The following is a 23,571-nucleotide window of genomic DNA, read 5'->3' as shown; positions in this document are numbered from 1 at the left end:
AGGCCGTGCAGCGGCGTGCGCAGTTCGTGGCTCATGTTGGCCAGGAAGGCGCTCTTGGCCCGGCTGGCGGCCGCGGCGGCATCGCGCGCGGCCGCCAGTTCCTGCTCGAAGCGCTTGCGCTCGGTGATGTCCTCGACGATCCAGATGGTGCCGCCCACGGCAGGCTCGACACGATCGACCGCACGACCACGCACCTTGCACCACAGCGTGCTGCCGTCGCGCCGCGCCATCAACGACTCGGTCTCGAAGGGCTCGCCGCGCGACAGCACCGGGCCGGCCTCGCGGCCGATGCGCTGGTAGTCCTGTGCGCTGCACCACACCACCGAACCCGGCTGGCCGGTCAGCGTGCCCGGCGGCCAGCCGAAAATCTCCTCCATGCGCGGGTTGGCATGCACGAAGACACGGTCGCGCGTGAAAGCAATGCCGATGGAGGCATTCTGCAAGATGGCATCTTGCTGCAGGCGCACACGTTCGATCTCCGAGACGTCGCGCACATTGAGCACGAGGTAGGACAGGCCCTGCCAGTCGAAGCACGAGCCCGAGACCAGCATCTTGAGCACCTGGCCGCTCTTGATGCGGAAATGGACGACCAGGTCGCGCACTGCGTGCTCGCGTGCGATCGCCTCCAAGAGCCGCTGGCGGTCAGCGGCGTGGACCCAAATGCCCAGCTCGGAAGATGTCCTGCCGATCACCTCCTCGGGGGTGTAGCCGGTGATGCGTGTGAACTCGGCATTGACCATCACGTAGCGGCCGGTGGCCCGCTCGGTGAGAGTGATGCAGTCCGGGCTGGTCTCGAACACATGGCGCAGCAGCTGCGGCGCGCGCTCCAGGCTCGTTTGGGCCGCCGGCCGCCTGGAACGCTGGTGGGGGTTCATACAGGCCGCCCGCTTCGGCTGCGGCTCACACCGCCGCCGTGACCACCACTTCGATGCGCCACTCGGGCCGCGCGAGCCGTGCTTGCACCGTGGCACGCGGTGGGGCCTGGCCCGGGACCTCGCCGATCCAGGCATCCCAGACTTCGTTCATGCCGTCGTAATCGGCCAGATCGGCCAGGAAGATCTGCGCCATCAGGATGCGGTCCTTGCCACTGCCGGCCTGCGCCAGCAGCCGATCGATCGCGGCCAGCACCTGGGCCGTCTGTCCGCGGATGTCCTGGGTGCCGTCCTCGGGCACCTGGCCGGCCAGGTAGACCGTGCCGTTGTGCACCGCCATCTCGGACAGGCGCGCTCCGGGGTGGAAACGTTGCACCATGGGGAATCCTTCAGTGACGTTTGCGGGGGGGCCGGTGGGACCCTGCCGGTGCCGGCGGCACGGCCTTCTGGCCGATGCGGCTCTCGGTGCCGGCGATCAGCTTCTGAATGTTCGCACTGTGACGCCACACCAGCAACAGGCTCATCAGCAAGATGGCCCCGGCCACCGGTCCCGCCCCCCAGATGAGCATCTGGTAGAACGGCGCGAAGACCGCCGCGGTGATCGAGGCCAGCGAGGCGTAGCGGAAGAAGACGGCAATGATGAGCCAGGTCAGCAGCGTCGCCAGCCCGAGCCAGGGGTTGATGCCCAGGAGCACGCCCGCGGCTGTGGCCACGCCCTTGCCACCCTGGAAGCGGAAAAACACCGGCCAGAGGTGGCCGATGAAGGCCGCCACCCCCACCAGCGCCGCCGTGCCCGCGCCCATGCCGTAGGCTGGCCCGAACAGCAGCACGAGCACCACTGGCACATAGCCCTTGAGGGCATCGAACACCAAGGTCAGGATGGCCGCCGCCTTGTTGCCCGAGCGCAGCACGTTGGTGGCGCCGGGGTTGCCCGAGCCGTAGGTGCGCGGGTCGTGCAGACCCATCAGCCGGCTGATGATCACGGCAAACGACAGCGAGCCGAGCAGGTAGCCGGCGGCGATGGCGGCCAGGGCGTAGGCAGTCTCCATGGACGGTCTTGGCGATGTGGGTGAAATGCGTAGGACGCCTATTCTGCACTGGCGCACCGCACCGGCCGCGCTCCCAGCCGCTCGGTCAGCACCGCGGGCTCCAGCCCGACGAGGTAGCCGCGGCGGCCGCCGTTGATGCAGATGCGCGGCAACTCCAGGATGCCGGCCTCCACATAGACCGGCATGGCCTTGCGCGTGCCGAAGGGCGAGGTGCCCCCCACCTTGTAGCCGCTGTGACGCTCGGCCACCTCGGGCCGACAAGGCTCGACCTTCTTGGCGCCGATCTCGCGCGCCAGGGCCTTGAGGCTCACCTGACGGTCACCGTGCATCAGCACCAGGAGTGGGCGGCCGTCCTGGTCCTGCATCACCAGGGTCTTGACGATCCGATGCTCGTCCAGCCCGAGTTGGCGCGCCGACTCGGCGGTGCCGCCATGCTCGACATAGTCGTAGACGTGCTCGCTGAAAGACACCCCCTGCCGGCGCAGCCACTGCGTGGCCGGGGTCTCGCTGACGTGTGGCGTTCGGGCCATGACGCCCGAGGTCACTGCGCCGGGTCGCGCATCTCCCAGCGGATGCGGTCGATGGCTTCGAGCAGCTCGGGCGACAACGTGGTGCCATAAGCGGCCACGTCCTCGTCGAGCTGTGCCAGGCTGGTGACGCCGATGATCGTGCTCGTCACCTGCCACTTCGTGTAGCAGAAGGCCAGGGCCATCTGCGTGGGCGTGAGCCCATGCTCGCGCGCCAGGGCGTTGTAGCGACGGGCCGCCGCCAGGGCCTCGGGGCGGCCCCAGCGCTGCTGACGCATGGATTCGAACTGCGCGAGCCGGCCCTTGGCGCCGCCCGTCAGGCCGCCCTCGTCGTACTTGCCGGTCAGCAGCCCGAAGGCCAGCGGCGAATACGCCAGCAGCGAGACGCCGTGGCGGTGCATCACCTCGTCCAAACCGTTCTCGACCGAGCGATTGACCAGGCTGTACGGGTTCTGCACGGTGGCCACGTGCGGCAGGCCATGCTGTTCGGCCACACGCACGAACTCGGCCACGCCATAGGGCGTCTCATTGGACAGACCGATCGCACGCACCTTGCCCTCGCGCACCAGGCGCCCCAGGGCATCGAGCTGCTCGTGGATCGACGACACGGGCCTGTCGCGCGAAGGGTCGAAGTACAGCGCCCCGAACATCGGCACGTTGCGCACCGGCCAGTGGATCTGGTAGAGGTCGATGACATCGGTGTGCAACCGCCGAAGGCTGTCGTCGCAAGCCTTGAGGATGTCCTGCGCCTTCAGGTCGGCGCTGCCCTGGCGGATCCATCCGTAGCCGCGCACCGGGCCGGCCACCTTGGTGGCCAGCACCAGCCGCTCGCGCACCCCGGGGCGCGAGACGAACCAACGGCCCAGGATGCGTTCGGTGTCGCCGTAGCGTTCGGCCGAGGGCGGCACGGGGTACATCTCGGCCGTGTCGAGGAAGTTGAGCCCCAGCTCCAGCGCACGATCGAGGATGCGGTGCGCGGTGGCTTCATCGACCTGTTCGCCGAAGGTCATGGTGCCCAAACAGACAGGCGTGACGTGCAGGCCGCTGTGGCCCAGGGTGCGCAGGGGCATTGCAGAGTTCATGGTGCAAGTGTGCCAAAGCGCGAAGCGGCCTGCACGTGCAGCCCCTGCGACCCCGCCGGCGATGCCCAGACCTCACAGCGGCCCGGGTAACAGCTTCAAGCCCAGCCAAGCCACGCTGATCACCGCATTGACCGGCACGCTGATCGCCGAGGGCACGAAGAACAGCGCCGCCAGCAGGGCCGCGCCGCCGGCCAGTTCGACCAGCGCGCCCAACACGAAGAGGACGACCCCCAGGGTGGACCAGCGGCGCAGATAGGTGGGCAGCCAGCGCGCCTGTTCGCGGTTGTGACGCCAGGCGGCAGAACGCTCGAACACCGTCCCCCGGCCTGCATCGCGGAACAGCCAGGCGAAGAACCAGTAGCGGTACAGCAGGGTGCGAAACCCCGGGGCCGGCGGGGCAGGCGGCATCATCAGCTCGTTCATCGCAAACCTCCGTGGCTGGCGCGCGCGGGCGGGCGCTACATCACGCTTGACGTTCAAGATGGTTGCTCAGGCTGCCATGGTGCGCCGAGGGCCGGGCGGTGTCCATGCCCTCCCCCACGGACGGGCGGGCCACGGCCCGGCGGCAGGGCAGCGGCACAGTGCAGCCTTGACCGCAGTGAAGACCGGGACGGCCAGGCATGGCACCATCAACACTCCAATGCCCGTCCTGGAACCTGCCCATGCCCGTCGAAATCACCCACAACCCTGCCGCGCAGCGCTTCGAGGCGGCGCTCGATGGCCTGCTCTGCGTCGCCGACTACGAACTGCGCGACGGCGTCATGCACATGACCCACACCGGCGTGCCACCGGTCTTGCGCGGGCAGGGCATCGCGGCGCAGCTCGTGCAAGCCGCGCTCGACCATGCACGCGCCCACGGGCTCAAGGTCGATCCGCTGTGCTCCTATGTGCGGACCTACATGCAGCGCCACCCCGAGACCCAGGCGCTATGGGCACGGTGAGTGCCACGCCGCCGCCGGCACGGGTGGTGCTCGATTTCTGGTTCGACGGCGATGACGGCACATCGCGCGGGCAGCCGCGGGCCCAGTGGTTCCGTAAGGACCCGGGCTTCGACCGCCTGATCGCCTCGCGCTTCGGCCCCTGGCTGGAGCAGGCCCTCGCCGGCGGGCTGCAGGACTGGACGGCCACGCCGGACGGCACGCTCGCGCTCATCCTGGTGCTCGACCAGTTCAGCCGCAATGTCCACCGGGGCAGTCCGCGCGCTTTTGCCGGTGATGCCCGGGCCCTGGCGCTGGCCCAGGGCCTGGTGTCCACCGGCGAGGACCGGCGCCTGTCGAGTCTGCAGCGCTGGTTCGCGTACCTGCCGTTCGAGCATGCGGAGGACATCGCCGAGCAGGACGAGAGCGTGCGCCTGTTCACCGCGCTGGCCGCTGAGGATGCCCGCCTGGCCGATGCGCTGGACTATGCCCACCGCCATCGCGATCTGATCCTGCGGTTCGGGCGCTTTCCACATCGCAATGCGGTGCTGGGCCGGACCAGCACTGCCGAGGAAGAGGCCTACCTGGCCCAGCCGGGTGCGGGCTTCTAACGCGTCGCGGTGCCGGCCCTGGCCTCTCGCCCCCCGGGCGATCGAGCGCCGCCTCTCAGGACAAGCCGTCTCCGGCCGTCGGGCCAACGGGCCGCACCGGGGCGGGGCCGGGCAGCAGCTCGGGCTGCCAGCGCAGCAGCGTGCGCTGCAGCTGGTCCAGCGTGAAGGGCTTGCCCAGGAAATCGTCCATGCCGGCGGCCTGGCCACGCTGGCGCACTTCGGGCTCGGGGTTGCCCGTGACCGCAACGACCGGGGTGCGACCGCGGCCCGCCTGGCGTTCGATCGCGCGCAGCTTTTCGGTCGCGGTGAGCCCGTCCATCCCGGGCATCTGCACGTCCATGAGCACGATGTCGAAGGTCTGCTCGGCAAAGCGGTTGAGCGCCTCCTTTCCGTCGCCGGCCACCACCACGGCCAGACCCAGGCGCTCGAGCATCGCCTGGGTCATGACCTGGTTGACGGGGTTGTCGTCCACCAGCAGGACACGGCCGGCCAGCACCGCACGCTCGGCCGCCGGCGGCGCCGGCAGCGTCGGCCCGGGCATCGGGCGGCCGCTCTGACGGCGGGCGTGCAAGGCCCACCGCAGGCCGTCGTGCAACGCGTGCGGGCGCACCGGCTTGGACAGCACGAACACGCCATCGAGCATGCCCATCGTGGTGTCGCTGGAGACCCCGCGCATCAGCAGCACCGGCAGGCCGGCTTCGCGGGCCATCTGCTCCAGGCGGTCGTGCCCGCGCGCGCCCAGCAGCTTTTCGTCGAGCAAAATGGCGTTGATGCCCTGATCGCGCAGCACCTGCAGCTCGGCCTGGGTGGGCGGCACCGGCTTGACCTCATAGCTCACGCCGAACTCGCGCAAACCGGCCTGCACATGCTGCACCAGCCGCAGGTAGTTGGCCACCACCAGCACATGCAGCGGCACGCCGGGCGGCAGGCCGGCACTGGGCTGTTCGATGTGATCGAGCGTCAGCTCCAGCGTGAAGACCGAGCCCTTGTGCGGCTCGCTGCGCGCCGAGATCCTGCCCCCCATGAGCTGGACCAGCTCGCGGCAGATCGCCAGGCCCAGGCCGGTGCCCCCGGAGGCACGGGTGGTGGACTCATCGCTGCGCGGAAAGGCTTCGAACAGCCGGGGCAGGAGTTCGGGGGCGATGCCCACGCCGGTGTCCTGCACCTCGATGTGCAGGCGGGCCTGACCCTCGGACAAGCCCTCGGGCTCGATCCCGATCTGGATGTGTACTCCGCCACGGACGGTATAGCGCACGGCGTTGGACACCAGATGGCCCAGCACCTGGCGCAGCCGGGTCGGGTCCACCCGCACGACGGCCGGCACCTCGGGCGCCAGCCCCAGCGTGAGCTCCAGACCCTTCTCGTGCGCCACGGCCGCGTGCAGCTCCAGGGCATCGAAGGCCAGCTCGCGCAGATCGGTCTCCACGGGCTCGAGCTCCATGCGCCCGGCCTCGATCTTGGTGTAGTCGAGCACATCGTTGACCAGGGCCATCAGCGTGTCCAGGCTCTGGCGCTGCAAGGCCACGATCTGCTGTTGGCGGGCATCGAGTGGCGTGCTGCGCAGCAATTCGATCGCACCGAGGATGCCGTTGATGGGGGTGCGCACCTCATGGCTCATGTTGGCCAGGAAGCGGGCCTTGACCTGCGAGGCGGCCAGGGCCTCGTCGCGTGAGCGTCGCAACTCGCGCAGGGCCAACGTGAGCTCGCGGCGCAAGCCGCGACGTAGCGTCAGGGCATACAGCACGAAGCAGCCGAACAGCACCAGCGCAGCGGCCGCCCAGACCCCGCCGTCGAGAGCACGCTGCGCCGCCGCGGTGGGCGACAGATCGGGCAGCCCCAGCCGGTTGACGGCCCAGGGCGTCAACGCCAGCACCACCAGGATGGCCCCACCGAGCATCAGGCCCTCGCGCCGCGCACCGGTCAGCATCCACATCATCGGCAGCAGCACCAACCACCACAGCGTCGGTGCGGTCCAGCCCCCCAGCAGCCAGGTGAGCGCCACCAGCACGGCGGCGAGCGACACCATCAGCGCGGCGATGCCCCGCCGGATGCGCCCGGTGCGGGCCACGTAGACCGACACCACCAGAGCCGGAGGCAGGTAGGACGCGATCACCCCGACCAGCACGGGCCGTTGCAGCCACCAGAAATAGGCCGCCAGGCCGAAGGCCGCCGCCAGGCTGAGGGCCATGGTGAACCAGAACAGGCGCTCGCGCATGCGCGCTTCGAGCTGCGCGGGTTCGCGCACCTGCGGCCGCCGCCAGGACCTCGTGTCGTCGGCTTGTGCGCAAGGGGGGGTGGCCCGCACCGAGGCAGCCTCGGTGGTGCTGGGAGCGGGCAGCGGGGGCATGGACATGCGGGCTCGGAGGGTGGGGGTGGTGGGCGGCCGCAAGCCTCGGTCACGCAGACAGCTTACCCCAGCTCGGGGTGGATGTCCCAGTCGATGTCGCCGCCCAGCACCACCAGCTGGCCTTGCCAGCGCAGGCTGATGGAGACGGTGACGCACAAGTGGGCGCCGTGAACGGTCAGGTACGGTCGCGTGACCTGCACACGCCCGAATTGGTCCAGCGCCCGGCGAAAGTAGGGCCTGCGCGCCCAGCGTGCGCCGCTGGCATCGCGCAGCGGCGCGAACTGCGCGGAGCGCTTGGCCTCGAAACCCGGCGCGGTGACGTTGTGCCCGATCTGCAGCCCCTGCTCATCGATCAGGTAGCACAGCTCGGCCCCGGGCAGCATCAGGAACTCCTGGCAGCACACCTCCAGCGGCAGGCCGGCTTGCAGCAAGGTGGCGGCGTGACCGATGGCGTTCATGTACGGCGCCACGCGCTCACGCTCGGCGCGCTTGTCGGCCTCGAAACGGGCATCGAAACGCTGCCACACCGCATCGATCACCCGCCGGGGCTCGTCATGCCCCACCAGCACCGGCGCAGGACGCGAGAACAGATAGCCCTGCACGAAGTCCACATCGGCCTGCAGCGCGAGATAGGCCTCGTCCATCGTCTCGATGCCTTCCATCAGCACCATGGCCCCGCAGGCATGCAGCAGCGAGACCATCTGCGTGGCAATGCGGCCGATGCGCGGCTCGGTGGCCGCGCGACGCACGAGGCTGCGGTCGAGTTTGACGATCTCGGGGCGGATGCGCCAGACCCGGTCGAAGTTCGAATGGCCCGCCCCGAAGTCGTCCAGTGCCAGCAGGCAGCCCAACTCCCGGGCCTCGGCGACCGCACGCTCGAAGCCCTGGTCGCGTCCGACCATGTCCTCGGTCACCTCCAGCACCACCTGGGATGGCTTCAGCCCGAAGCGCTCGAGCAGGGCGCGCATGTAGCGCTGCCCGCCCAGATCGGGGCCGCGCACGAACACCCCGGGGTGGATGTTCAGGAAGAGCCACGGGTGGTCCGGCCCCGCCAGCGCGCTGAAGTTGCCCACATGCACCAGCCGGCACAGGCGGTCCAGCCGCACCAGGTCGTCGGGCGAAGTCGCCGCCGCCAGGACCGACGGCGGCGCCACGGCGCGGCCCTGCTCATCCAGCGCCCGCAGCAGCGCCTCATGCCCGACGGCCCGGTGGTGGGACAGGCTGTAGATCGGCTGGAACTGGGAGTGCAGGCGGTAGCGGCCGTGGCGGGCCGTCCAGCGCCCATCCTCCTGTCGCTCGCCGGCAGCCAGCAAGGCCAGCACGGCCTCATCGGCCGGTAAGGCTGGTGAAGGATCGGGGGGTGGCGACGGGTCCACGAACGAAGGCACGACGATGCAATGCGCTCATTGTGGCCGAGAAATCCCGCCGCGGCCGATCGTCTCCCGGCTGCGGTCGTGAAGCTGTGCTACCGTGACGCCCCGTCCCCTCCCCCAGCCCCCCAGGGCCGGGTCTCACGCAGAAAGGATCCCCATGATCACCACCGCCTCCGGGCTGCAGTACGAAGACACCGTGGCTGGCCACGGCGACGAGGCGCGCGCCGGCCGCCACGTCACGGTGCATTACACCGGCTGGCTCTATGAGGACGGCCGGCCTGGTGCCAAGTTCGACTCCAGCAAGGACCGCAACGATCCTTTCGTGTTCCCCTTGGGCGCCGGCATGGTGATCCGCGGCTGGGACGAAGGCGTCCAAGGCATGAGGGTGGGCGGCACGCGCCGCCTGGTCATCCCGCCGCAGCTTGGCTATGGTGCCCGCGGCGCCGGCGGCGTGATTCCGCCGAACGCGACGCTGCTGTTCGAGGTGGAACTGCTGGCCGTCTGACATGCCCGACGTCGACTTCGAACTGCGCGGCGGGCACATCGAGCTGCACGCCCTGCTCAAACTCGCCGGCGCCGCCGGCAGCGGCGGCCACGGCAAGGCCCTGGTGGCGGCCGGCCGCGTCGAGGTCGATGGTCAGCCCGAGACGCGCAAGGCTGCCAAGATCCGCGCCGGCCAGGTCGTCACGATCGATGGCCTGCGCATCCATGTGAAGGCCCCTGCCTGAGCAGCCCCCGCAACCATGACCGAGTGGCAGTGGATCTTCTCGGCGGTCAGCGCCGTGGTGCTCTTCCTCTTCGGTCTGTCGGGCTTTTCGCAGGAACTGATGACCGCAGGCGGTGAACGCCTGCGCGCCTGGCTGGGCCGCGCCACCGCCAATCGCTATGCAGCCGCCCTGCTGGGAGCGGGTTTCACCGCCTTCATCCAGTCGTCCTCGGCCGTGTCCTCGCTGGCGATTGCGCTGGTGGACGCCGGCGTGCTGGGTTTTCGCGGGGCACTCGCGGTGCTGCTGGGCGCCAACGTGGGGACCACGGCCACGGCCTGGCTCGTCTCGCTCAAGCTGACGGCGCTTGGGCCTGTGGCACTGACCCTGGGGGCCCTGGTCTCGGCCGTGGCGCCTACGCGGTGGAAGCCCGCTGGTAAGGTGCTTTTCTACTTCGGTTTCGTGCTGTTTGCGCTCGATCTCATTGGGATTGCATTGGCTCCGCTGCGCGAGAGCCCGGCCGTGCTGGAGGTGCTGGCCCAGGCCGGCAACCCCTGGGTGGGCGTGATGGCCGGCATCGTCATCACGGCGCTCTTGCAGAGTTCCTCGGTCACCACCGGCCTGGCCGTGGTGCTCGTGCAGCAGCAGGTGCTCACGCCCGAAGCGGCCGTCTACCTGGTGGTGGGTTCGAACGTGGGCACCACGGTGACGGGCCTGATCGCGTCGCTGTCGATGGGGTCGCTGGCGCGCCGCACGGCCGTCATCAACACCGGCTTCAAGCTCGCGGGAGCCCTGATGTTCGCGCCGGTGCTGATCGTTTTCGCACAGGCCGTGGTGAAGCACTCGCCCACACCGGACATGGCGGTGGCCGTGGCCCATCTGATGTTCAACATCGCCACGAGCGCCCTGTTCCTCATCTTCCTGCCCGCGTATGCACCGCGGCTGGAGCACTGGGCCCTGCCGGCCCGCCCCTGAGCCTCAGAGCATGGCTTGCATGAAGGCCACGTCGAGCCAACGGTCGAACTTGTAGCCGCCTTCGCGGATCACGCCGGCCACCGTGAAGCCCAGGGCCTCGTGCAGGCGCACCGAGGCGACATTGGCGGCATCGACCACGCCCACCATGCTGTGGAAGCCCCGTTCGCGCGCATGGGCCATCACCGCCGGCAGCAGCAGCTTGCCCAGGCCGCGGCCGCGCCAGTCGCGGTGCAGATAGACCGAGTGCTCGCAGGTGAAGCGCCAGCCCTCGCGAGGGCGGAACAGGCCGTAGTTGGCATAGCCGACCACCTGGTCCTCATCGGTGACGGCCACGAAGAAGCGGTGGCCGTCGGCCCGCTTGGCCAGCCATTGCGCCACCTGTTCGTCAAGCGTGCGCTCGGCGTACTGGTAGGTGGCGGTGCTGTGGCGCACTTCCTCGTTGTAGATCTCGAGCACGGCGGGCATGTCGTCCTCGCGCGCGGCGCGCACGCTCACGCCCGAGCGCAGGTCCCGCAGCATCGTGATGCTGGCGTCCGGGCAGGCACCGTGGAACTCGATCGAGGCCTTCACCGCCGTGGGCACTGCGGTCAGCTCGACGCGGCGGAAGCCCTGTTGGGCGAAGAAGCCCTCGGCCGTGGTGGTGCGCAGCACGGCCCACTGGGCGCCTCGCTGGCGGGCCTGGCGCAGGGCCGCACGCACCATCTGCCCGCCCAGGCCCTGGTGCCCGGTGCGCGCCACCACCGAGCGCAGCAGCACGCCCTCACCGTGGAACTCCAGGCCGGCGCAGCCCATCAGAGCGCTGGCATCACGCGCCACAAGAAAGTCGGCCAGATGCTCGGCCACACCCGCGGTGGGCAAGGCATGCTCGCGCAGCAAGGCCTCGATGGCCGGCAAATCGCCGGGCTCGGCGGCGCGCAGGTGCTGGGCGTGGGGCAGGTCGGCGTGCGGGGACAAGGAGAGCTCCTGGAATGCGCAAGGGCCCCAGTATGCCGCCAGCCGCTACAATGAGCTCCTGTCATTGGGGAGTAGCCTCCCTCCTTCGCGACATCGGCGCGATGAGAGGGTCCTGTGTCAACAGGCTTGCCCGCTTGCGGGCATGGCACAGGGGGTCGACCGGACTTGGCGAGACCTTTGATCGTGCCCGCCCGCGTGCCGGGGGCGGGTGCGGTCATGGGTGTCAACGCCGGCCGGAGAACCTTGTCCCGTGGAAGCCTTTCTCATCTCGACCGGCCTCGTCGCCCTTGCGGAAATGGGCGACAAGACGCAGTTGCTCTCGTTGCTGCTGGCCGCTCGCTACCGCCGCCCCATTCCCATCCTGCTCGGCATCTTCGCCGCCACCCTGGCCAACCATGCAGGAGCCGGCGCGCTGGGCGCCTGGATCACCTCGGCGGTGGGCGCCGAGGTGATGCGCGGGGTGCTGGGCTTGTCCTTCCTCGCGATGGCGGTGTGGATGCTCATCCCGGACAGGCTGGACGAAACCCAAGGGGTGCAGTCCGCACGCTTCGGCGTCTTCGGCACCACGGCGCTGGCCTTTTTCCTGGCCGAGATGGGCGACAAGACCCAGGTCGCCACCGTGGCGCTGGCGGCCCAGTACGCGGCCTTCACCGCGGTGGTGCTGGGTACCACACTGGGCATGATGATCGCCAACGCACCGGCGGTGCTGCTGGGCGAGCGCCTCACGCGGCGCTTGCCGATCGGGCAGATCCACCGCTTGGCCGCCGCCCTCTTTTTGCTGCTGGGCCTGCTGGCCCTGTTCGACGTCGGCCAGGTGTTCTGATCACAACTCGGCCATGCGCCGGCCCAAGTGAGCCAGGGCCTCGTCGACCTGGTCGATGAGGATGAGGCACAGGTCGCCCTCGCGCAGGCTTGCCAGCGCCGCATCGATCGCGGCGAACTCGCCGCGGATCTCCTGGATGTCGCGCGTACGGCTGACCCCTTGGAGGCCCTCGCGCAACAGCGCCAGCACCTCGCCATCGGCGCGGCCGCGCTGGCATTGGTCCTGGTAGAGGATCACGGTGTCGAAGGCCGTGCCCAGGATGCGCGTTTGTTGCCGGATGTCGTCGTCTCGGCGGTCGCCCGCACCGCTGATCACGACGGTGCGGCGTTTCGCCGGCATCGCCTCGACGGCGCGCACCAGCGCGCCCATCGCGTCGGGGTTGTGGCCGTAGTCGGCGATCACGGTGGCGCCGCGCACGGTGAAGACATTGAAGCGCCCCGGCGCGTTGTCGGCATCGCTCTCGAAGGTCAGCAAGCCGGTGCGGATGGCATCCCAGCCGGCGCCGGCCGCCCAGGCCGCCGCCACGGCGGCCATCGCGTTCTCGACCTGGAAGCCGATGGTGCCGTTGCGCGTGAGCGGCACCTCGGCCAGCGGAAAGCGGTGCTTGGCACCGGCCTGTTCGGCCACGATGTCCCCGCGGTCCACATAGACCACGCGGTGGCCCTGCACGCGATGGGCGGCCATCACCGGGTGGAAGCGGTCGGCCGCGAAGTAGGTGACCTCGCCGGGGCAGTTCTCGGCCATCGCTGCGACGATCGGGTCGGCTGCGTTGAGCACGGCCATGCCGGTGGGCGCGACGTTCTGGACGATGACACGCTTGAGCACGGCCAGGTCCTCGACGGTGGTGATGTAGTTCAGGCCCAGGTGGTCGCCCAGGCCGATGTTGGTGACCACGGCCACCTGGCAGCGGTCGAAGCCCAGGCCTTCGCGCAAGATGCCGCCGCGCGCGGTCTCGAACACCGCGGCGTCCACGTCCGGGTGGGCCAGCACGTTGCGCGCGCTGCGCGGGCCGCTGCAGTCGCCGGTGTCGATGCGTCGGCCCTGGATGTAGACGCCGTCGGTGTTGGTCATGCCCACGCGCCAGCCCTGGCGCGACAGGATGTGCGCGGTCAGGCGCACCACCGTGGTCTTGCCGTTGGTGCCGGTGACGGCCACCAACGGGATGCGGCCGTCCTCGCCCGGCGCGAACATGGCGTCGATGATGGCCTCGCCAACCGGGCGGCCCTTGCCGTAGGAGGGGCTCAGGTGCATGCGCAGCCCCGGCGCGGCATTCACCTCCACCACACCGCCGCCTTGCGCCTCCAGGGGTTGCTGCAGGCTCTCGCACACCACATCCACCCCGCAGATGTCCAGGCCGATCATGCGCGCGGCATCGACGGCCCGTGCCGCCACCTCGGGGTGGACATCGTCAGTCACATCGGTGGCCGTGCCGCCGGTGCTCAGGTTGGCGTTGTTGCGCAGCACGACACGCCGGCCCTTGGGCGGAATGTCGTCCGGCCCGAAGCCCTGCTGGGCCAGTCGGGCCAGCGCGATGTCATCGATGCGCATGCGCGTGAGCGGCGTCGCATGGCCGTCGCCGCGGCGCGGGTCGGTGTTGGCCTGGTCCACCAGTTCGCGGATGCTGTGCAGGCCGTCGCCGATCACATGCGGCGGGTCGCGCCGGGCCGCGGCCACGAGGCGGTCCCCCACCACCAGCAGGCGGAAGTCGTAGCCGGGAATGAAACGCTCGACCAGCACCTCGTCGCTGATTGCACGCGCAGCGTCGTAGGCGATGCGCAGGTGTTCGTCGCTGACGATGTTGACGGTCACGCCCTTGCCCTGGTTGCCATCGCGCGGCTTGACCACCACCGGCCAGCCGATCTCGGCCGCAGCACGGCGGGCGTCGTCGAAGTCCGTCACCGGCCGGCCCTGGGGCACCGGCACACCGGCAGCCAGCAGCAACTCCTTGGTGAGCTCTTTGTCCTGGGCGATGGATTCGGCGATCGCCGAGGTGCGGTCCATCTCGGCGGCCTGGATGCGGCGCTGCTTGCTGCCCCAGCCGAACTGCACCATGCTGCCTTCGGTGAGGCGCCGGTAGGGGATGCCCCGCGCCACCGCGGCCTGCACGATGCTGCCGGTGCTCGGGCCCAGGCGCACGTCCTCGTCGAGTTCACGCAGGCGGGCCAGGGCGTCGGCGAGGTCGAAGGGGGTGTCCTGCGCCGCGGCCTCGCACAGCGCCTGGGCCAGTTCGAAGGCCAGGCGGCCCACCGGCTCCTCGCTGTACTCGACCACCACCTGGAACACACGTTCCTCAGGGGTGGCGGTGGTGCGGCTGAAGGTCACCGGGCATCCGGCCTGGGCATGCAGGCCCAGCGCGGCGGCCGCCAAGGCATCGGCCATCGAGACCGCCCCGGTGTGCCCCGTGGAACACAGCGCGCCGATCTCGGGGAAGCGCGCACGCAGGCGAGCCTCGAAGCCGGGACAGGTTTCGAGGTCGAGCTCATCGTCGCGCAGGATCACCACCGCCTCGATGGCGGTGCGGCGCGTCCAGAGATTGGGGCCGCGCAGGGCCCGGATGCGGGAAACGTCCATGATGCAGGTCTTTTCGTCGGATTCAGGCGGCGCTGGCCAGAGCCGGGGTCTCGGCCGTCGCAGCGGCATGGGCGAGCACGGGCAGCGGGGCGGCAGCCGGCGGGACCGACTGGGTGGCGAAGGTCTTGATGCCAGCGCGGATCAGGTCGATCTCCATGCCCAGGCCCCAGGCCGCCGCCGAGGCGGCCATCACGGCGCCGAGCACGGCTTCGGGCGCGTGGCCTTCCACGACCGGCAGGCAGCGCCACTCAATGAGCGCGGTCTCCTTCGCGCCGTGCACCATCAGCACCCGGTGGCCGCGCAAAAAGACCGCCCGGCGGCCGGCGGCCAGGTGGGTTTCGATCACCTCGCGCTGGCCGTCGCGGGCGTAGAAGATCACGTCGCCATCGCACAGCGGGGCCATCTGCGCGGCCAGCAGGTCGTCGGCGTTGAGCACGGCCACGCCCTCGGGCAGCACCACGTCCACCTGGGTGCGCAGCACGGTGTAGAGCTGCTCGTCGTCGTGGACATGGTAGGACGCCAGCGAGGCGGCGCCAGCCACGCCAGTGACGATGCCCACCTGGCAGCGGTCGTAGGCCAGGCCGTCACGCACGATGGCCTCCGGGCCGTTTTCGATCACGGCGGCATCGACCATGCGGTTCATCAGCACACGCTGACCGGCCGCCCAGGTGGCGCGGTCGCCCGCCTCGACGCGGCGGCGGCCCAGGTACAGGCCCTCGCCGCAGGCCAGGCCCACATGGCGGCCGCCCAGGTGCAGCAGCCAGGCCAGCAGGCGGGCCGTGAGGGTGGTGCCCTGCGCACCGCTGACGCCCACCACGGGGATGCGCCCGGTCTCGCCCTTGGGGAAGAGGTGGTCGACGATGGCCTGGCCCACCGGCCGTGGCTCGCCCTCGGCCGGCTTCAGGTGCATGAGCAGGCCGGGGCCGGCGTTCACTTCGACGATGGCCCCGCCCTGCTGGGCCAGGGGACGGCCGATGTCCTCGGCCACCACGTCCACGCCGGCGATGTCCAGCCCCACCACCCGCGCAGCCAGCGCCACCATCTCGGCCACTTCGGGGTGCACCCGGTCGGTCACGTCGATGGCGAGGTTGCCATTGCGCTGTACCCGCACCTTCTGGCCGGCAGGTGGCACGGTGTCGGCGGTGCAGCCCTGGCGGGCCAGTTCCAGCACATTGGCCGGCTCGTGCAGGCGCACGATGTCCAGCGGAAAGGCCTCGTCCTCGCCGCGGCGCGGGTCGCTGTTGACCTGGGCCTCGACGAGCTGGGCCACGGTGGAGCGGCCGTCGCCCGTGACCCAGGCGGCATCGCCCCGGGAGGCGGCCACCACCCGGTCGCCCACCACCAGCAGGCGGTGTTCGCCGCCGGGGATGTAGCGCTCGACCAGCACCTCACTGCCCTCGCGCGCGGCCACATGGAAGGCGGCCTCGATGTCCTCGCGACGGCGCAGCTCGATGGAGATGCCGCGGCCGTGGTTGGCGTCGGACGGCTTGACCACCACCGGCAGGCCAATCTCCTGGGCCGCCTCCCAGGCGTCGGCCGGATCCCGCGCCACGCGGCCTTCGGGCACACACACGCCTGCGGCCGCCAGCAGCCGGCGGGTGAGCTCCTTGTCACTGGCGATGCTTTCGGCGATTGCCGAGGTGCGGTCGGTCTCGGCCGTCCAGATGCGGCGCTGCGCCCGGCCATAGCCGAGCTGCACCAGGTTGCCCTGGCTCAGGCGGATGGACGGGATTTTGCGATCGGCCGCCGCATCGACGATGCAGGCGGTGCTGGGGCCCAGGCAGCGGCGGTCGACCAGCTCGCGCAGGTGGGCCACGGTGGCCGCCACGTCGAAGGGGCGGTCCTCGATCGCCGCCATCACCAGGTCGCGGGCTGCGACAATGGCGGTGCGGCCGACCTCTTCCTGGCGGGCACGCACCACCACCTTGTAGACGCCGCGGGTGGCGGTGGAGCGGGCCTTGCCAAAGCCGGTGGGCATGCCAGCCAGGGTCTGCAGCTCGATGGCCACGTGTTCCATGATGTGGGCCGGCCAGGTGCCTTCGCGCAGACGCTGGAGGAAGCCCCCGCGCTCGCCCACGCCGCAGCGGTGTTCGATGAGGCCGGGCAGCCAGGTCGACAGGCGTTCGTAGAAGCCAGGCAGGGTGTTGGAGGGATGGTCCTCCAGCTCGCCGATGTCCACCCAGGCCTCGATCACCGGCCGGTAGGTCCAGAGATTGGGCCCGCGCAGGTAGGCGATGCGTAGGAATTCGATACTTCTGTGACTCATGACTGACAACCCTCTGTCCCGATCCTGCCGCCCCTGCGGCGCTTGCATGTCAACCTGTGCAGGGGTTCGCGCGTGAGCACTCCCAGGGCGTCGTGCGGCCGTCCGGGCCGCCCCCGGCGCCCCGTCCCTCCCCCGTCCGACGGGGTCCACGAATCCATGAACTTGTCCGTCTCCCTCCGAACCGACCTGGCCGGCAGCCCTTGCGACCCCTGGCCGGCCGGGTTGCGCCCTGCACTGGCTCCTGCCGAGAACGTTCTGGCCACGCTGGAGGTTGACCTCGACGCCCGGCTGCAGTTTTCACCCCAGTGGCTGGTGCTGACCGACCGCCGTCTGCTGGCCCGCGACCACCCTGAAGCCCCATGGCGCGCATGGTCTTTGAACCCGGCGCTGGAGCTGCGCCTGAGCGACCACGCCGGAGTGGCCCATCTGGCCCTGCACGACGCCCAGCGCCGGCTGGCCGTGTGGCACCTGAGGCTTGGGCGCCAGCCTGCGGCCCAGGCCCTGATCGAACGTTTCCAGACGCAACAGCGTTGGCTGCAAGGCGAGGCGGCCCCCGGGCCCGAGCCCGACGCTACGCCGGCCGAGGCGCCCGAGTCGGCCGAAGCCGACCCCGAAGCCACCCCGCCGTCCACCTGGACCCTGCTGCGCCTGTGGCGTTTCGCCCGGCCCTACCGCGGCCAGTTGCTGGCCGGCTTCGCGCTGACCCTGGCCTCGACCGCCGCGACGCTGGTGCCGCCCTACCTGACCATGCCGCTGATGGACCGGGTGCTGATCCCCTACCAGAACGGACAGGCCATCGACACCGCGCTGGTGGCCTGGCTGCTGGGCGGGCTGCTGCTGGCCGCGCTGGCCGCCTGGGGCCTGGGGTGGGCACGCACTTACATCCTGGCGCTGGTGAGTGAACGCATCGGCGCCGACCTGCGCACCACCACCTACGAGCACCTGCTCAAGCTGTCGCTGGAATACTTCGGCGGCAAGCGCACCGGCGACCTGATGGCGCGCATCGGCAGCGAAACCGACCGCATCAACGTCTTCCTCTCGCTGCACCTGCTCGACTTCGCCACCGACGTGCTGATGATCGCGATGACCTCGGTCATCCTCTTTTCCATCAACCCCTGGCTGGCGCTGGTCACGCTGCTGCCCCTGCCCTTCATCGCCTGGATGATCCACGTGGTGCGCGACCGGCTGCGCACCGGCTTCGAGAAGATCGACCGGGTCTGGGGCGAGGTCACCAACGTGCTGGCCGACACCATCCCGGGCATCCGCGTGGTCAAGGCCTTTGCCCAGGAAGGCCGCGAGGCACGGCGCTTCCGGGAGGCCAACCGCCACAACCTGGTGGTCAACGACCGGCTCAACCGCGTGTGGTCGCTGTTCACGCCCACGGTGTCGCTGCTCACCGAGATCGGCCTGCTCGTGGTGTGGGCCTTCGGCATCTGGCAGGTCTCGCGCGGCGACATCACCGTGGGCACGCTCACCGCCTTCCTGGCCTACATCGGGCGCTTCTACACCCGGCTCGACTCCATGAGCCGCATCGTCTCGGTCACCCAAAAGGCCGCGGCCGGAGCCAAGCGCATCTTCGACATCCTCGACCACGTCTCGTCCGTGCCCGAGCCGGCGCAGCCGGTGCCATTGCCCCAGGTGCAAGGGCGCATCCAGCTCGAGGACGTGGGCTTCCGCTATGGACACCGGCGCGTCATCCAAGGGCTGAATCTGGACATCCGCCCGGGCGAGATGATCGGCCTGGTGGGCCACAGCGGCTCGGGCAAGAGCACACTCGTGAACCTGATCTGCCGCTTCCACGACGTGAGCGAGGGCGCCATCCGGGTGGACGGCATCGACATCCGCCAGGTGGCCGTGGCCGACTGGCGCCGCCACATCGGCCTGGTGCTGCAGGAACCCTTCCTCTTCTTCGGCACCATCGCCGAGAACATCGCCTACGGCAAGCCCGAGGCCACGCGCGAGGAGATCGTCGCCGCGGCCCGGGCTGCCCATGCGCATGAGTTCATCCTGCGCCTGCCCCAGGGCTATGACTCGCTGGTGGGCGAACGCGGGCAGGGCCTGTCGGGCGGCGAGCGCCAGCGCATCTCGATCGCCCGCGCGCTGCTGATCGACCCGCGCATCCTGATCCTGGACGAGGCCACCTCGGCGGTGGACACCGAGACCGAGCAGGAAATCCAGAAGGCCCTGGACAATCTGGTGCAGGGCCGCACGACGATCGCCATCGCGCATCGTCTGTCCACGCTGCGCAAGGCCGACCGCCTGGTGGTGATGGACCGCGGCGAGATCGTCGAGGTGGGCCCGCACGAGGAGCTGATGGCACGCCGCGGCGCCTACTGGCGCCTGTACGAAGCCCAGGCCCGCAACGTCGACAGCGAGGGCAGCCCGCCCGAGGCCTGGCACGACCAACCGGCCCGCAGCGCCTGAACGGAGCCTGTGCCATGACCGCGTTCCAACTTCACCGCAACCCGCACGGCCAGCTCGTCTGCACCGACGCCCAGGGTCAGGTGCATGTGGGCGTCGTGCCCGTGCGCGCCTTCCCCATCACCGCGCCTGACGAGGGTCTGTCGCTGGTGGCCCCCGAAGGCCACGAGGTCGCCTGGATCGACCGGCTGCAGGCCCTGGCACCGACCGCGCGCGCACTGATCGAGGAAGAACTCGCCCAGCGCGAATTCATGCCCGAAATCACGCGACTGGTGGCCGTCTCCAGCTTCGCCACCCCCAGCACCTGGCACATCGAGACCGATCGCGGCCCCACGCAGCTCGTGCTCAAGGGCGAGGAAGACATCCGGCGGCTGCCCGGTGGCCGCCTGCTGATCGCCGACCGCGAGGGCGTGAGCTACCTGATCCGCGACCCGGCGGCGCTGGACCGCACCAGCCGCCGCCTGCTCGATCGCTTCCTCTGAGACGCCCATCCAGCGCCGCGTCTCCGGGAAGAGGTGCTGCAGGACGGCTTCGCCGCAGGGGGCCGCGGCCGCCCGCGTCCTCGGCCTGGATGCCGGCAACCTGCACAAGCTCCCACGCCGCCTGGGGATGAAATGAACCCGGCCGGTCCGGGCTACCATCGGGCCCATCTCTGCCCGTGTGAGCGCTGCCGATGATCCGACACACCCGCCTGCTGCTCTGGCGCACGCTTGCCGGCGTGTCGCTGCTGCTGGGGCTGGTGGGCGTGGTGCTCCCGGTGCTGCCCACCGTGCCCTTCCTGCTGTTGGCCGCCTGGGCCGGCGGGCGGGGCTGGCCCAGCCTGGAGGCCCGGCTGCTGGCCCACCCGCGGCATGGCCCGGTGATCCGTCAGTGGCGCGAGCGCGGTGCCGTGCCCCGCCGGGCCAAATGGCTGGCCACGGTGATGATGCTGGGCAGCGCCGCCTTGCTGTGGTGGAGCCCCGTGGCGCCCTGGGTGCGCGGCGGGGTCTACCTCGTCCTGCTGGGCGTGGCCCTGTGGCTGTGGCGCCGCCCGGAGGCCTGATCCGGCCTGCTTGATCCCCCTCTGGGCAGCCAGGGGCTTCTGGGGTAGAAAGGACGCACACCGACAACACCCGGGAGTGCACCATGAAGATCCTGCTGCCCGTCGATGGCTCCGAGCTCTCGCTGTGGGCCGTGCGCCATGCCGTCGAGCTGGTGCGCAGCGGCCTGCAAGCCCACTTCGTGCTGGCCAACGTGCAAGAGCCGCCCACCCTGTACGAAGTGGTCACGGTGCATGATGCCGAGGTGCTCGAAGGCGTGGCCGAGGGCGCGGGCCGCCATGCCCTGGAGGGCGCCGAAGCGCTGCTGCGCGCAGCCGGGCTGCCGTTCGACAGCGTGATTGCCAGCGGCGACCCCGCCCACACGCTCATTGAGCTGGCCGAAACCCACGCCTGCCAGGCCATCGTGATGGGCGCCCGCGGCATCGGCGCCCTGCGCGCGGGCCTCTTCGGCTCCGTCTCGCGCGCCGTGCTCGACGACTCGCCGGTGCCCGTCACCATCGTCAAGCCCCCCGAGCCCGATGCGGCGGCCGAAGCGCTGGACGAGCCTGCGGTGGACTGACCTGGCGGCGCGCCGAGGGCGCGCGCCGGACGATGACGCGAAGGATCGCCACAGCCGCCCGCCCTCCTCCGCCTGACCGCCCACTTTGACTTCGGCACGGCCGGTCCCAACCGTCGATCTCGGTGTTTGGCGTGCACCGTCAATGATTCGGCGCACTCGGTCACGGCACCGTCGAGCGGGGTTCGGCACAGTGAAGGCTTCACGCATCAACCCATTCACGTCTGCATGAGCTCCACATTCGATCTGCCGACCCGCTTTCTCACCGTCGGGTCCGGCCGCGTGGCCTACGACGACACCGGGGGCCAGGGCCCGCTGGTGCTGGCCATTCCCGGCATGGGCGACCTGCGCTCGCAGTACCGGGCGCTGCGCCCGCGGCTGACCGAGGCAGGCTATCGTGTGGTGACGATGGACATCCGAGGCCATGGGCAAACCGATGCGCACTGGGACGACTACTCCGCCCGCGCGGTCGGCCGCGATGCCTTGGCCCTGATCGATCACCTGGGCGGCGGACCAGCCGTTATCCTGGGCCATTCGTTTGCCGCCGGATCGGCGTTGTGGGCAGCGCATGAGGCGCCGCAGCGGGTGCGGGGCGCGGCGCTGCTGGGGCCCGTGGTCCGGGACGGCCAGCCGTCTTGGCTGCTTCGGCTGGCGGTGACAGTGGGCTTTGGCGGACCCTGGCGCGTGGCATTTTGGATGGCCTTCTGGAACAGCCTCTTCCCCAGCCGTAAACCGCAGGACCATGCGGCCGCCCGAGCCGCCCTGGCGGCCAATCTGCGTGAACCAGGACGCATGCAGGCGCTACGCACCATGGTCGGGTTGTCCAAGGCCATCACCGAGGCGATCGTCGCACGGACTCGGCTGCCAGCGCTGGTGGTCATGGGCACGCGCGACCCGGATTTTCCCGATCCGGTCGCAGAGGCCCGGTGGGTAGCGGGCCTGCTGGGCACCGAGCCGCTCCTTGTCGAAGGCGCCGGGCACTACCCCCATCTGGAAATGCCCGAGCAAGTCGCACCGGCCCTGCTGGCCTTTCTCGAACGCATCCAGCACTGTTGAAAGCAGCGCATCCCGCATCGATGCCGCTCGGCAGGACGCTCAACGATGCTGCCGGCGAGCGGTCTGCGGCGTCATGCCAGTCCAGCGTTTGAAGGCACGGTGGAATGCGCTGGGTTCGGAGTAACCCAACATGTAAGCCAGCTCGCCCAGTGCCATTCGCTCATCGGCGATGTACTGCAATGCCAGGCTGCGGCGCACCTCGTCGAGCACGTCGGCAAATCGACAGCCTTCCTCGCTGAGCCGTCGCTGCAGACTGCGCGTGCTCAGGTTCAGCGTGCGCGCGATTCGATCGAGTGAGGCCGTACCGTTGGCCAGCTCTCGCACCACCTCGCGCTGAACCCGGCCGCGCAGGCTGAGGGCACAAGGCTCTCGGGCCGCCAGCAGGCGTTCGGCATGCGCGGTGACGATGCGCGAAAGCTCGGGATCGGCCGACGGCACGGGGCGCTCCAGCACCTGGGCACTGAACACCAGACACGAGATGGAAGCCCCGAAACTGGGCGTAACGCCGAACATCGACCGATAAATTTGCATCTCGGTACCGGGCGCGGGATGGGCCAACGCAACGGCCAATGCCTGCACCGCTTCTCCACTGATCTGCGACGCAACCACGATCAACGAAGCCAGCGTGAACTCGCTGGCGTGTCGGCACGGCCGCATCGCAGGGTCGTCAAAACGGTGTTCGACACGCACGGTCTCGCCCACGGGAACGAGCTCAAAGTGCGCCAGGTCGTGCATCAGCCGGTTGTAGCGTGCCAGCCGCTCCAGCGCGGTGCGCAAGTCCGGGGCGGTACGAACCGCGTAGTCCAATACCTGAAACACACCGGGTCGGATCGTGCGGGCCGCGTTCAGCCCGAAATGAGGGTCGCGGGTGGCCTGGGCTGCGCTCTCCCACAAGCGGGTCTCGACCTCCAGAGGCATGCGAGCGTCCGGGTCAGCCAGCCATGCGGGATCACAGCCCGCGGCATCCAGCAAGGCCTGTGCGTCCTCCCCACGAGCCGCCACCAGCCCCGCGATCAGCATCCCCAATCGGGCCGAAACAGTGGCACGGGTGATTCCCTTCGTGTCGGTTCGCATCGCCAAGCCGAATAACACGGTCCATCAGGCCGCTGGGCACTCATCGGTGAACACAGAAGACTCCATCATGCCTGATCCGCCCACTTAGTCCGTTTGACCTGCTCCCCGAGATCCGTACCAGCCGAAGCGAACAAAATCCGCGCAACGCAAAGGAAGCGCGATGCGCAAGAGCAGGTACACGGAAGAGCAGATCATTGGGTTCATCAAGCAGGCTGACGCCGGCGTGAACGTGGCGGACCTGTGCCGCAAGGAAGGCTTCAGTACGGCCACGTTCTACAAGTGGCGGGCGAAGTTCGGCGGCATGGAGGCCAGCGACGCGAAGCGACTGCGTGAGTTGGAAGCCGAGAACGCAA

At 69.9% G+C, this 23,571-nt stretch carries 24 protein-coding genes and 1 riboswitch; of the genes, 12 read left to right on the top strand and 12 right to left on the bottom strand.

The window, feature by feature from the left end; genetic code table 11:
* The 6 genes from ACK42S_RS05310 to ACK42S_RS05285 form a co-directional block, all read right to left on the bottom strand.
* On the bottom strand, window positions 1–875 hold an 875-nt coding region (locus ACK42S_RS05310; RefSeq protein ID WP_409704233.1), incomplete at its 3' end, for a PAS domain S-box protein.
* Between the two features lie 25 nt (window positions 876–900).
* Window positions 901–1,251, bottom strand: a complete 351-nt coding sequence (locus tag ACK42S_RS05305; protein WP_409704230.1) for a RidA family protein — start codon at window positions 1,249–1,251, stop codon at window positions 901–903.
* A 10-nt stretch (window positions 1,252–1,261) separates the two neighbouring features.
* Entirely contained in the window at window positions 1,262–1,921 is a 660-nt protein-coding gene (gene plsY / locus ACK42S_RS05300) for a glycerol-3-phosphate 1-O-acyltransferase PlsY (RefSeq protein ID WP_409704228.1), read from the bottom strand.
* 38 nt (window positions 1,922–1,959) lie between these two features.
* On the bottom strand, window positions 1,960–2,451 hold the full coding sequence (locus tag ACK42S_RS05295; protein ID WP_409704226.1) for an aminoacyl-tRNA deacylase: 492 nt from the start codon (window positions 2,449–2,451) through the stop codon (window positions 1,960–1,962).
* Window positions 2,452–2,462: 11 nt separating this feature from the next.
* Window positions 2,463–3,530 (bottom strand): aldo/keto reductase, encoded by a 1,068-nt coding sequence (locus ACK42S_RS05290; protein WP_409704224.1) that lies wholly within the window; start codon window positions 3,528–3,530, stop codon window positions 2,463–2,465.
* 72 nt (window positions 3,531–3,602) lie between these two features.
* Window positions 3,603–3,953 (bottom strand): hypothetical protein, encoded by a 351-nt coding sequence (locus ACK42S_RS05285; RefSeq protein WP_409704222.1) that lies wholly within the window; start codon window positions 3,951–3,953, stop codon window positions 3,603–3,605.
* A 239-nt stretch (window positions 3,954–4,192) separates the two neighbouring features.
* On the opposite strand from ACK42S_RS05285, the gene ACK42S_RS05280 reads away from it, so the two are divergent.
* Both ACK42S_RS05280 and ACK42S_RS05275 read left to right on the top strand, forming a co-directional pair.
* Window positions 4,193–4,471 carry a GNAT family N-acetyltransferase gene (locus tag ACK42S_RS05280; protein ID WP_409704220.1) on the top strand — a complete coding sequence of 93 codons (279 nt, stop codon included), beginning with the start codon at window positions 4,193–4,195 and terminating at the stop codon, window positions 4,469–4,471.
* Window positions 4,459–5,058: a DUF924 family protein gene (locus ACK42S_RS05275; RefSeq protein WP_409704218.1), complete on the top strand. Its 600-nt coding sequence runs from the start codon at window positions 4,459–4,461 to the stop codon at window positions 5,056–5,058. The genes ACK42S_RS05280 and ACK42S_RS05275 overlap by 13 nt, the downstream gene beginning before the upstream one ends.
* Window positions 5,059–5,113: 55 nt before the next feature.
* On the opposite strand, the gene ACK42S_RS05270 is transcribed toward ACK42S_RS05275, so the two are convergent.
* Both ACK42S_RS05270 and ACK42S_RS05265 read right to left on the bottom strand, forming a co-directional pair.
* Window positions 5,114–7,411: a response regulator gene (locus ACK42S_RS05270; protein ID WP_409704216.1), complete on the bottom strand. Its 2,298-nt coding sequence runs from the start codon at window positions 7,409–7,411 to the stop codon at window positions 5,114–5,116.
* 56 nt (window positions 7,412–7,467) lie between these two features.
* The gene (locus ACK42S_RS05265) at window positions 7,468–8,793 is read right to left on the bottom strand and encodes an EAL domain-containing protein (protein WP_409704214.1); all 1,326 of its coding nucleotides are present in this window, start codon (window positions 8,791–8,793) and stop codon (window positions 7,468–7,470) included.
* A 142-nt stretch (window positions 8,794–8,935) separates the two neighbouring features.
* Between ACK42S_RS05265 and ACK42S_RS05260 the strand changes: the two genes are divergently transcribed.
* Genes ACK42S_RS05260 through ACK42S_RS05250 form a run of 3 tightly spaced genes read left to right on the top strand, consistent with a single transcriptional unit; the run spans window position 8,936 to window position 10,457 of the window.
* Complete coding sequence (locus tag ACK42S_RS05260; protein ID WP_409704212.1) at window positions 8,936–9,283, top strand: FKBP-type peptidyl-prolyl cis-trans isomerase; 348 nt, start codon at window positions 8,936–8,938, stop codon at window positions 9,281–9,283.
* Between the two features lies 1 nt (window position 9,284).
* Window positions 9,285–9,506, top strand: a complete 222-nt coding sequence (locus ACK42S_RS05255) for an RNA-binding S4 domain-containing protein (RefSeq protein WP_409704210.1) — start codon at window positions 9,285–9,287, stop codon at window positions 9,504–9,506.
* 15 nt (window positions 9,507–9,521) lie between these two features.
* Window positions 9,522–10,457, top strand: a complete 936-nt coding sequence (locus ACK42S_RS05250) for a Na/Pi cotransporter family protein (RefSeq protein ID WP_409704208.1) — start codon at window positions 9,522–9,524, stop codon at window positions 10,455–10,457.
* Between the two features lie 3 nt (window positions 10,458–10,460).
* On the opposite strand, the gene ACK42S_RS05245 is transcribed toward ACK42S_RS05250, so the two are convergent.
* Entirely contained in the window at window positions 10,461–11,411 is a 951-nt protein-coding gene (locus tag ACK42S_RS05245; RefSeq protein WP_409704206.1) for a GNAT family N-acetyltransferase, read from the bottom strand.
* A 47-nt stretch (window positions 11,412–11,458) separates the two neighbouring features.
* Window positions 11,459–11,654, top strand: a riboswitch (yybP-ykoY riboswitch).
* Window positions 11,655–11,661: 7 nt separating this feature from the next.
* On the opposite strand from ACK42S_RS05245, the gene ACK42S_RS05240 reads away from it, so the two are divergent.
* Window positions 11,662–12,234 carry a TMEM165/GDT1 family protein gene (locus ACK42S_RS05240; protein ID WP_409704204.1) on the top strand — a complete coding sequence of 191 codons (573 nt, stop codon included), beginning with the start codon at window positions 11,662–11,664 and terminating at the stop codon, window positions 12,232–12,234.
* Here the strand turns inward: ACK42S_RS05240 and cphA (ACK42S_RS05235) are convergent, their stop codons facing one another.
* Together cphA (ACK42S_RS05235) and cphA (ACK42S_RS05230) are read right to left on the bottom strand one after the other, a co-directional pair.
* Window positions 12,235–14,805, bottom strand: coding sequence for a cyanophycin synthetase (gene cphA, locus ACK42S_RS05235; protein WP_409704202.1), 2,571 nt, complete (start codon window positions 14,803–14,805; stop codon window positions 12,235–12,237).
* A gap of 22 nt (window positions 14,806–14,827) precedes the next feature.
* Complete coding sequence (gene cphA, locus ACK42S_RS05230; protein ID WP_409704200.1) at window positions 14,828–17,071, bottom strand: cyanophycin synthetase; 2,244 nt, start codon at window positions 17,069–17,071, stop codon at window positions 14,828–14,830.
* Between the two features lie 156 nt (window positions 17,072–17,227).
* Between cphA (ACK42S_RS05230) and ACK42S_RS05225 the strand changes: the two genes are divergently transcribed.
* The 5 genes from ACK42S_RS05225 to ACK42S_RS05205 all read left to right on the top strand — a co-directional run bounded on the left by ACK42S_RS05225 (window position 17,228) and on the right by ACK42S_RS05205 (window position 22,144).
* On the top strand, window positions 17,228–19,495 hold the full coding sequence (locus ACK42S_RS05225) for an ABC transporter ATP-binding protein (protein WP_409704198.1): 2,268 nt from the start codon (window positions 17,228–17,230) through the stop codon (window positions 19,493–19,495).
* 14 nt (window positions 19,496–19,509) lie between these two features.
* Window positions 19,510–19,974 carry a DUF1854 domain-containing protein gene (locus ACK42S_RS05220; RefSeq protein ID WP_409704196.1) on the top strand — a complete coding sequence of 155 codons (465 nt, stop codon included), beginning with the start codon at window positions 19,510–19,512 and terminating at the stop codon, window positions 19,972–19,974.
* 191 nt (window positions 19,975–20,165) lie between these two features.
* On the top strand, window positions 20,166–20,534 hold the full coding sequence (locus tag ACK42S_RS05215; RefSeq protein ID WP_409704194.1) for a YbaN family protein: 369 nt from the start codon (window positions 20,166–20,168) through the stop codon (window positions 20,532–20,534).
* Between the two features lie 83 nt (window positions 20,535–20,617).
* A complete protein-coding gene (locus ACK42S_RS05210; protein WP_409704192.1) occupies window positions 20,618–21,091 on the top strand; it encodes a universal stress protein in 474 nt (157 codons plus the stop codon).
* Between the two features lie 225 nt (window positions 21,092–21,316).
* Window positions 21,317–22,144, top strand: coding sequence for an alpha/beta fold hydrolase (locus tag ACK42S_RS05205; RefSeq protein ID WP_409704190.1), 828 nt, complete (start codon window positions 21,317–21,319; stop codon window positions 22,142–22,144).
* A gap of 39 nt (window positions 22,145–22,183) precedes the next feature.
* Here ACK42S_RS05205 and ACK42S_RS05200 read toward each other — a convergent pair whose 3' ends face one another.
* A complete protein-coding gene (locus ACK42S_RS05200; RefSeq protein ID WP_409704188.1) occupies window positions 22,184–23,164 on the bottom strand; it encodes an AraC family transcriptional regulator in 981 nt (326 codons plus the stop codon).
* 214 nt (window positions 23,165–23,378) lie between these two features.
* Here ACK42S_RS05200 and ACK42S_RS05195 point away from each other — a divergent pair.
* A partial coding sequence (locus ACK42S_RS05195) for a transposase (RefSeq protein WP_409704186.1) occupies window positions 23,379–23,571 on the top strand: 193 nt, incomplete at its 3' end.

This window comes from Caldimonas sp. (genome assembly GCF_046289365.1).
In the GTDB taxonomy this organism is placed as follows: Bacteria; Pseudomonadota; Gammaproteobacteria; order Burkholderiales; family Burkholderiaceae_C; genus Caldimonas.
Note: the sequence above shows the minus strand (reverse complement) of the source record. Positions and strands in the feature narration are given on the sequence as shown.

What these genes read in the sequence shown, in the direction of transcription:
- cphA (WP_409704200.1), bottom strand. Translation starts at nt 17,071, where the DNA reads ATGAGTCACAGAAGTATCGAATTCCTACGCATCGCCTACCTGCGCGGG.
- ACK42S_RS05270 (WP_409704216.1), bottom strand. Translation starts at nt 7,411, where the DNA reads ATGTCCATGCCCCCGCTGCCCGCTCCCAGCACCACCGAGGCTGCCTCG.
- ACK42S_RS05205 (WP_409704190.1), top strand. Translation starts at nt 21,317, where the DNA reads ATGAGCTCCACATTCGATCTGCCGACCCGCTTTCTCACCGTCGGGTCC.
- ACK42S_RS05260 (WP_409704212.1), top strand. Translation starts at nt 8,936, where the DNA reads ATGATCACCACCGCCTCCGGGCTGCAGTACGAAGACACCGTGGCTGGC.
- ACK42S_RS05305 (WP_409704230.1), bottom strand. Translation starts at nt 1,251, where the DNA reads ATGGTGCAACGTTTCCACCCCGGAGCGCGCCTGTCCGAGATGGCGGTG.
- ACK42S_RS05215 (WP_409704194.1), top strand. Translation starts at nt 20,166, where the DNA reads ATGATCCGACACACCCGCCTGCTGCTCTGGCGCACGCTTGCCGGCGTG.
- ACK42S_RS05225 (WP_409704198.1), top strand. Translation starts at nt 17,228, where the DNA reads ATGAACTTGTCCGTCTCCCTCCGAACCGACCTGGCCGGCAGCCCTTGC.
- cphA (WP_409704202.1), bottom strand. Translation starts at nt 14,805, where the DNA reads ATGGACGTTTCCCGCATCCGGGCCCTGCGCGGCCCCAATCTCTGGACG.
- ACK42S_RS05210 (WP_409704192.1), top strand. Translation starts at nt 20,618, where the DNA reads ATGAAGATCCTGCTGCCCGTCGATGGCTCCGAGCTCTCGCTGTGGGCC.
- ACK42S_RS05285 (WP_409704222.1), bottom strand. Translation starts at nt 3,953, where the DNA reads ATGAACGAGCTGATGATGCCGCCTGCCCCGCCGGCCCCGGGGTTTCGC.
- ACK42S_RS05255 (WP_409704210.1), top strand. Translation starts at nt 9,285, where the DNA reads ATGCCCGACGTCGACTTCGAACTGCGCGGCGGGCACATCGAGCTGCAC.
- ACK42S_RS05200 (WP_409704188.1), bottom strand. Translation starts at nt 23,164, where the DNA reads ATGCTGATCGCGGGGCTGGTGGCGGCTCGTGGGGAGGACGCACAGGCC.
- ACK42S_RS05275 (WP_409704218.1), top strand. Translation starts at nt 4,459, where the DNA reads ATGGGCACGGTGAGTGCCACGCCGCCGCCGGCACGGGTGGTGCTCGAT.
- ACK42S_RS05280 (WP_409704220.1), top strand. Translation starts at nt 4,193, where the DNA reads ATGCCCGTCGAAATCACCCACAACCCTGCCGCGCAGCGCTTCGAGGCG.
- ACK42S_RS05295 (WP_409704226.1), bottom strand. Translation starts at nt 2,451, where the DNA reads ATGGCCCGAACGCCACACGTCAGCGAGACCCCGGCCACGCAGTGGCTG.
- ACK42S_RS05290 (WP_409704224.1), bottom strand. Translation starts at nt 3,530, where the DNA reads ATGAACTCTGCAATGCCCCTGCGCACCCTGGGCCACAGCGGCCTGCAC.
- ACK42S_RS05250 (WP_409704208.1), top strand. Translation starts at nt 9,522, where the DNA reads ATGACCGAGTGGCAGTGGATCTTCTCGGCGGTCAGCGCCGTGGTGCTC.
- ACK42S_RS05220 (WP_409704196.1), top strand. Translation starts at nt 19,510, where the DNA reads ATGACCGCGTTCCAACTTCACCGCAACCCGCACGGCCAGCTCGTCTGC.
- plsY (WP_409704228.1), bottom strand. Translation starts at nt 1,921, where the DNA reads ATGGAGACTGCCTACGCCCTGGCCGCCATCGCCGCCGGCTACCTGCTC.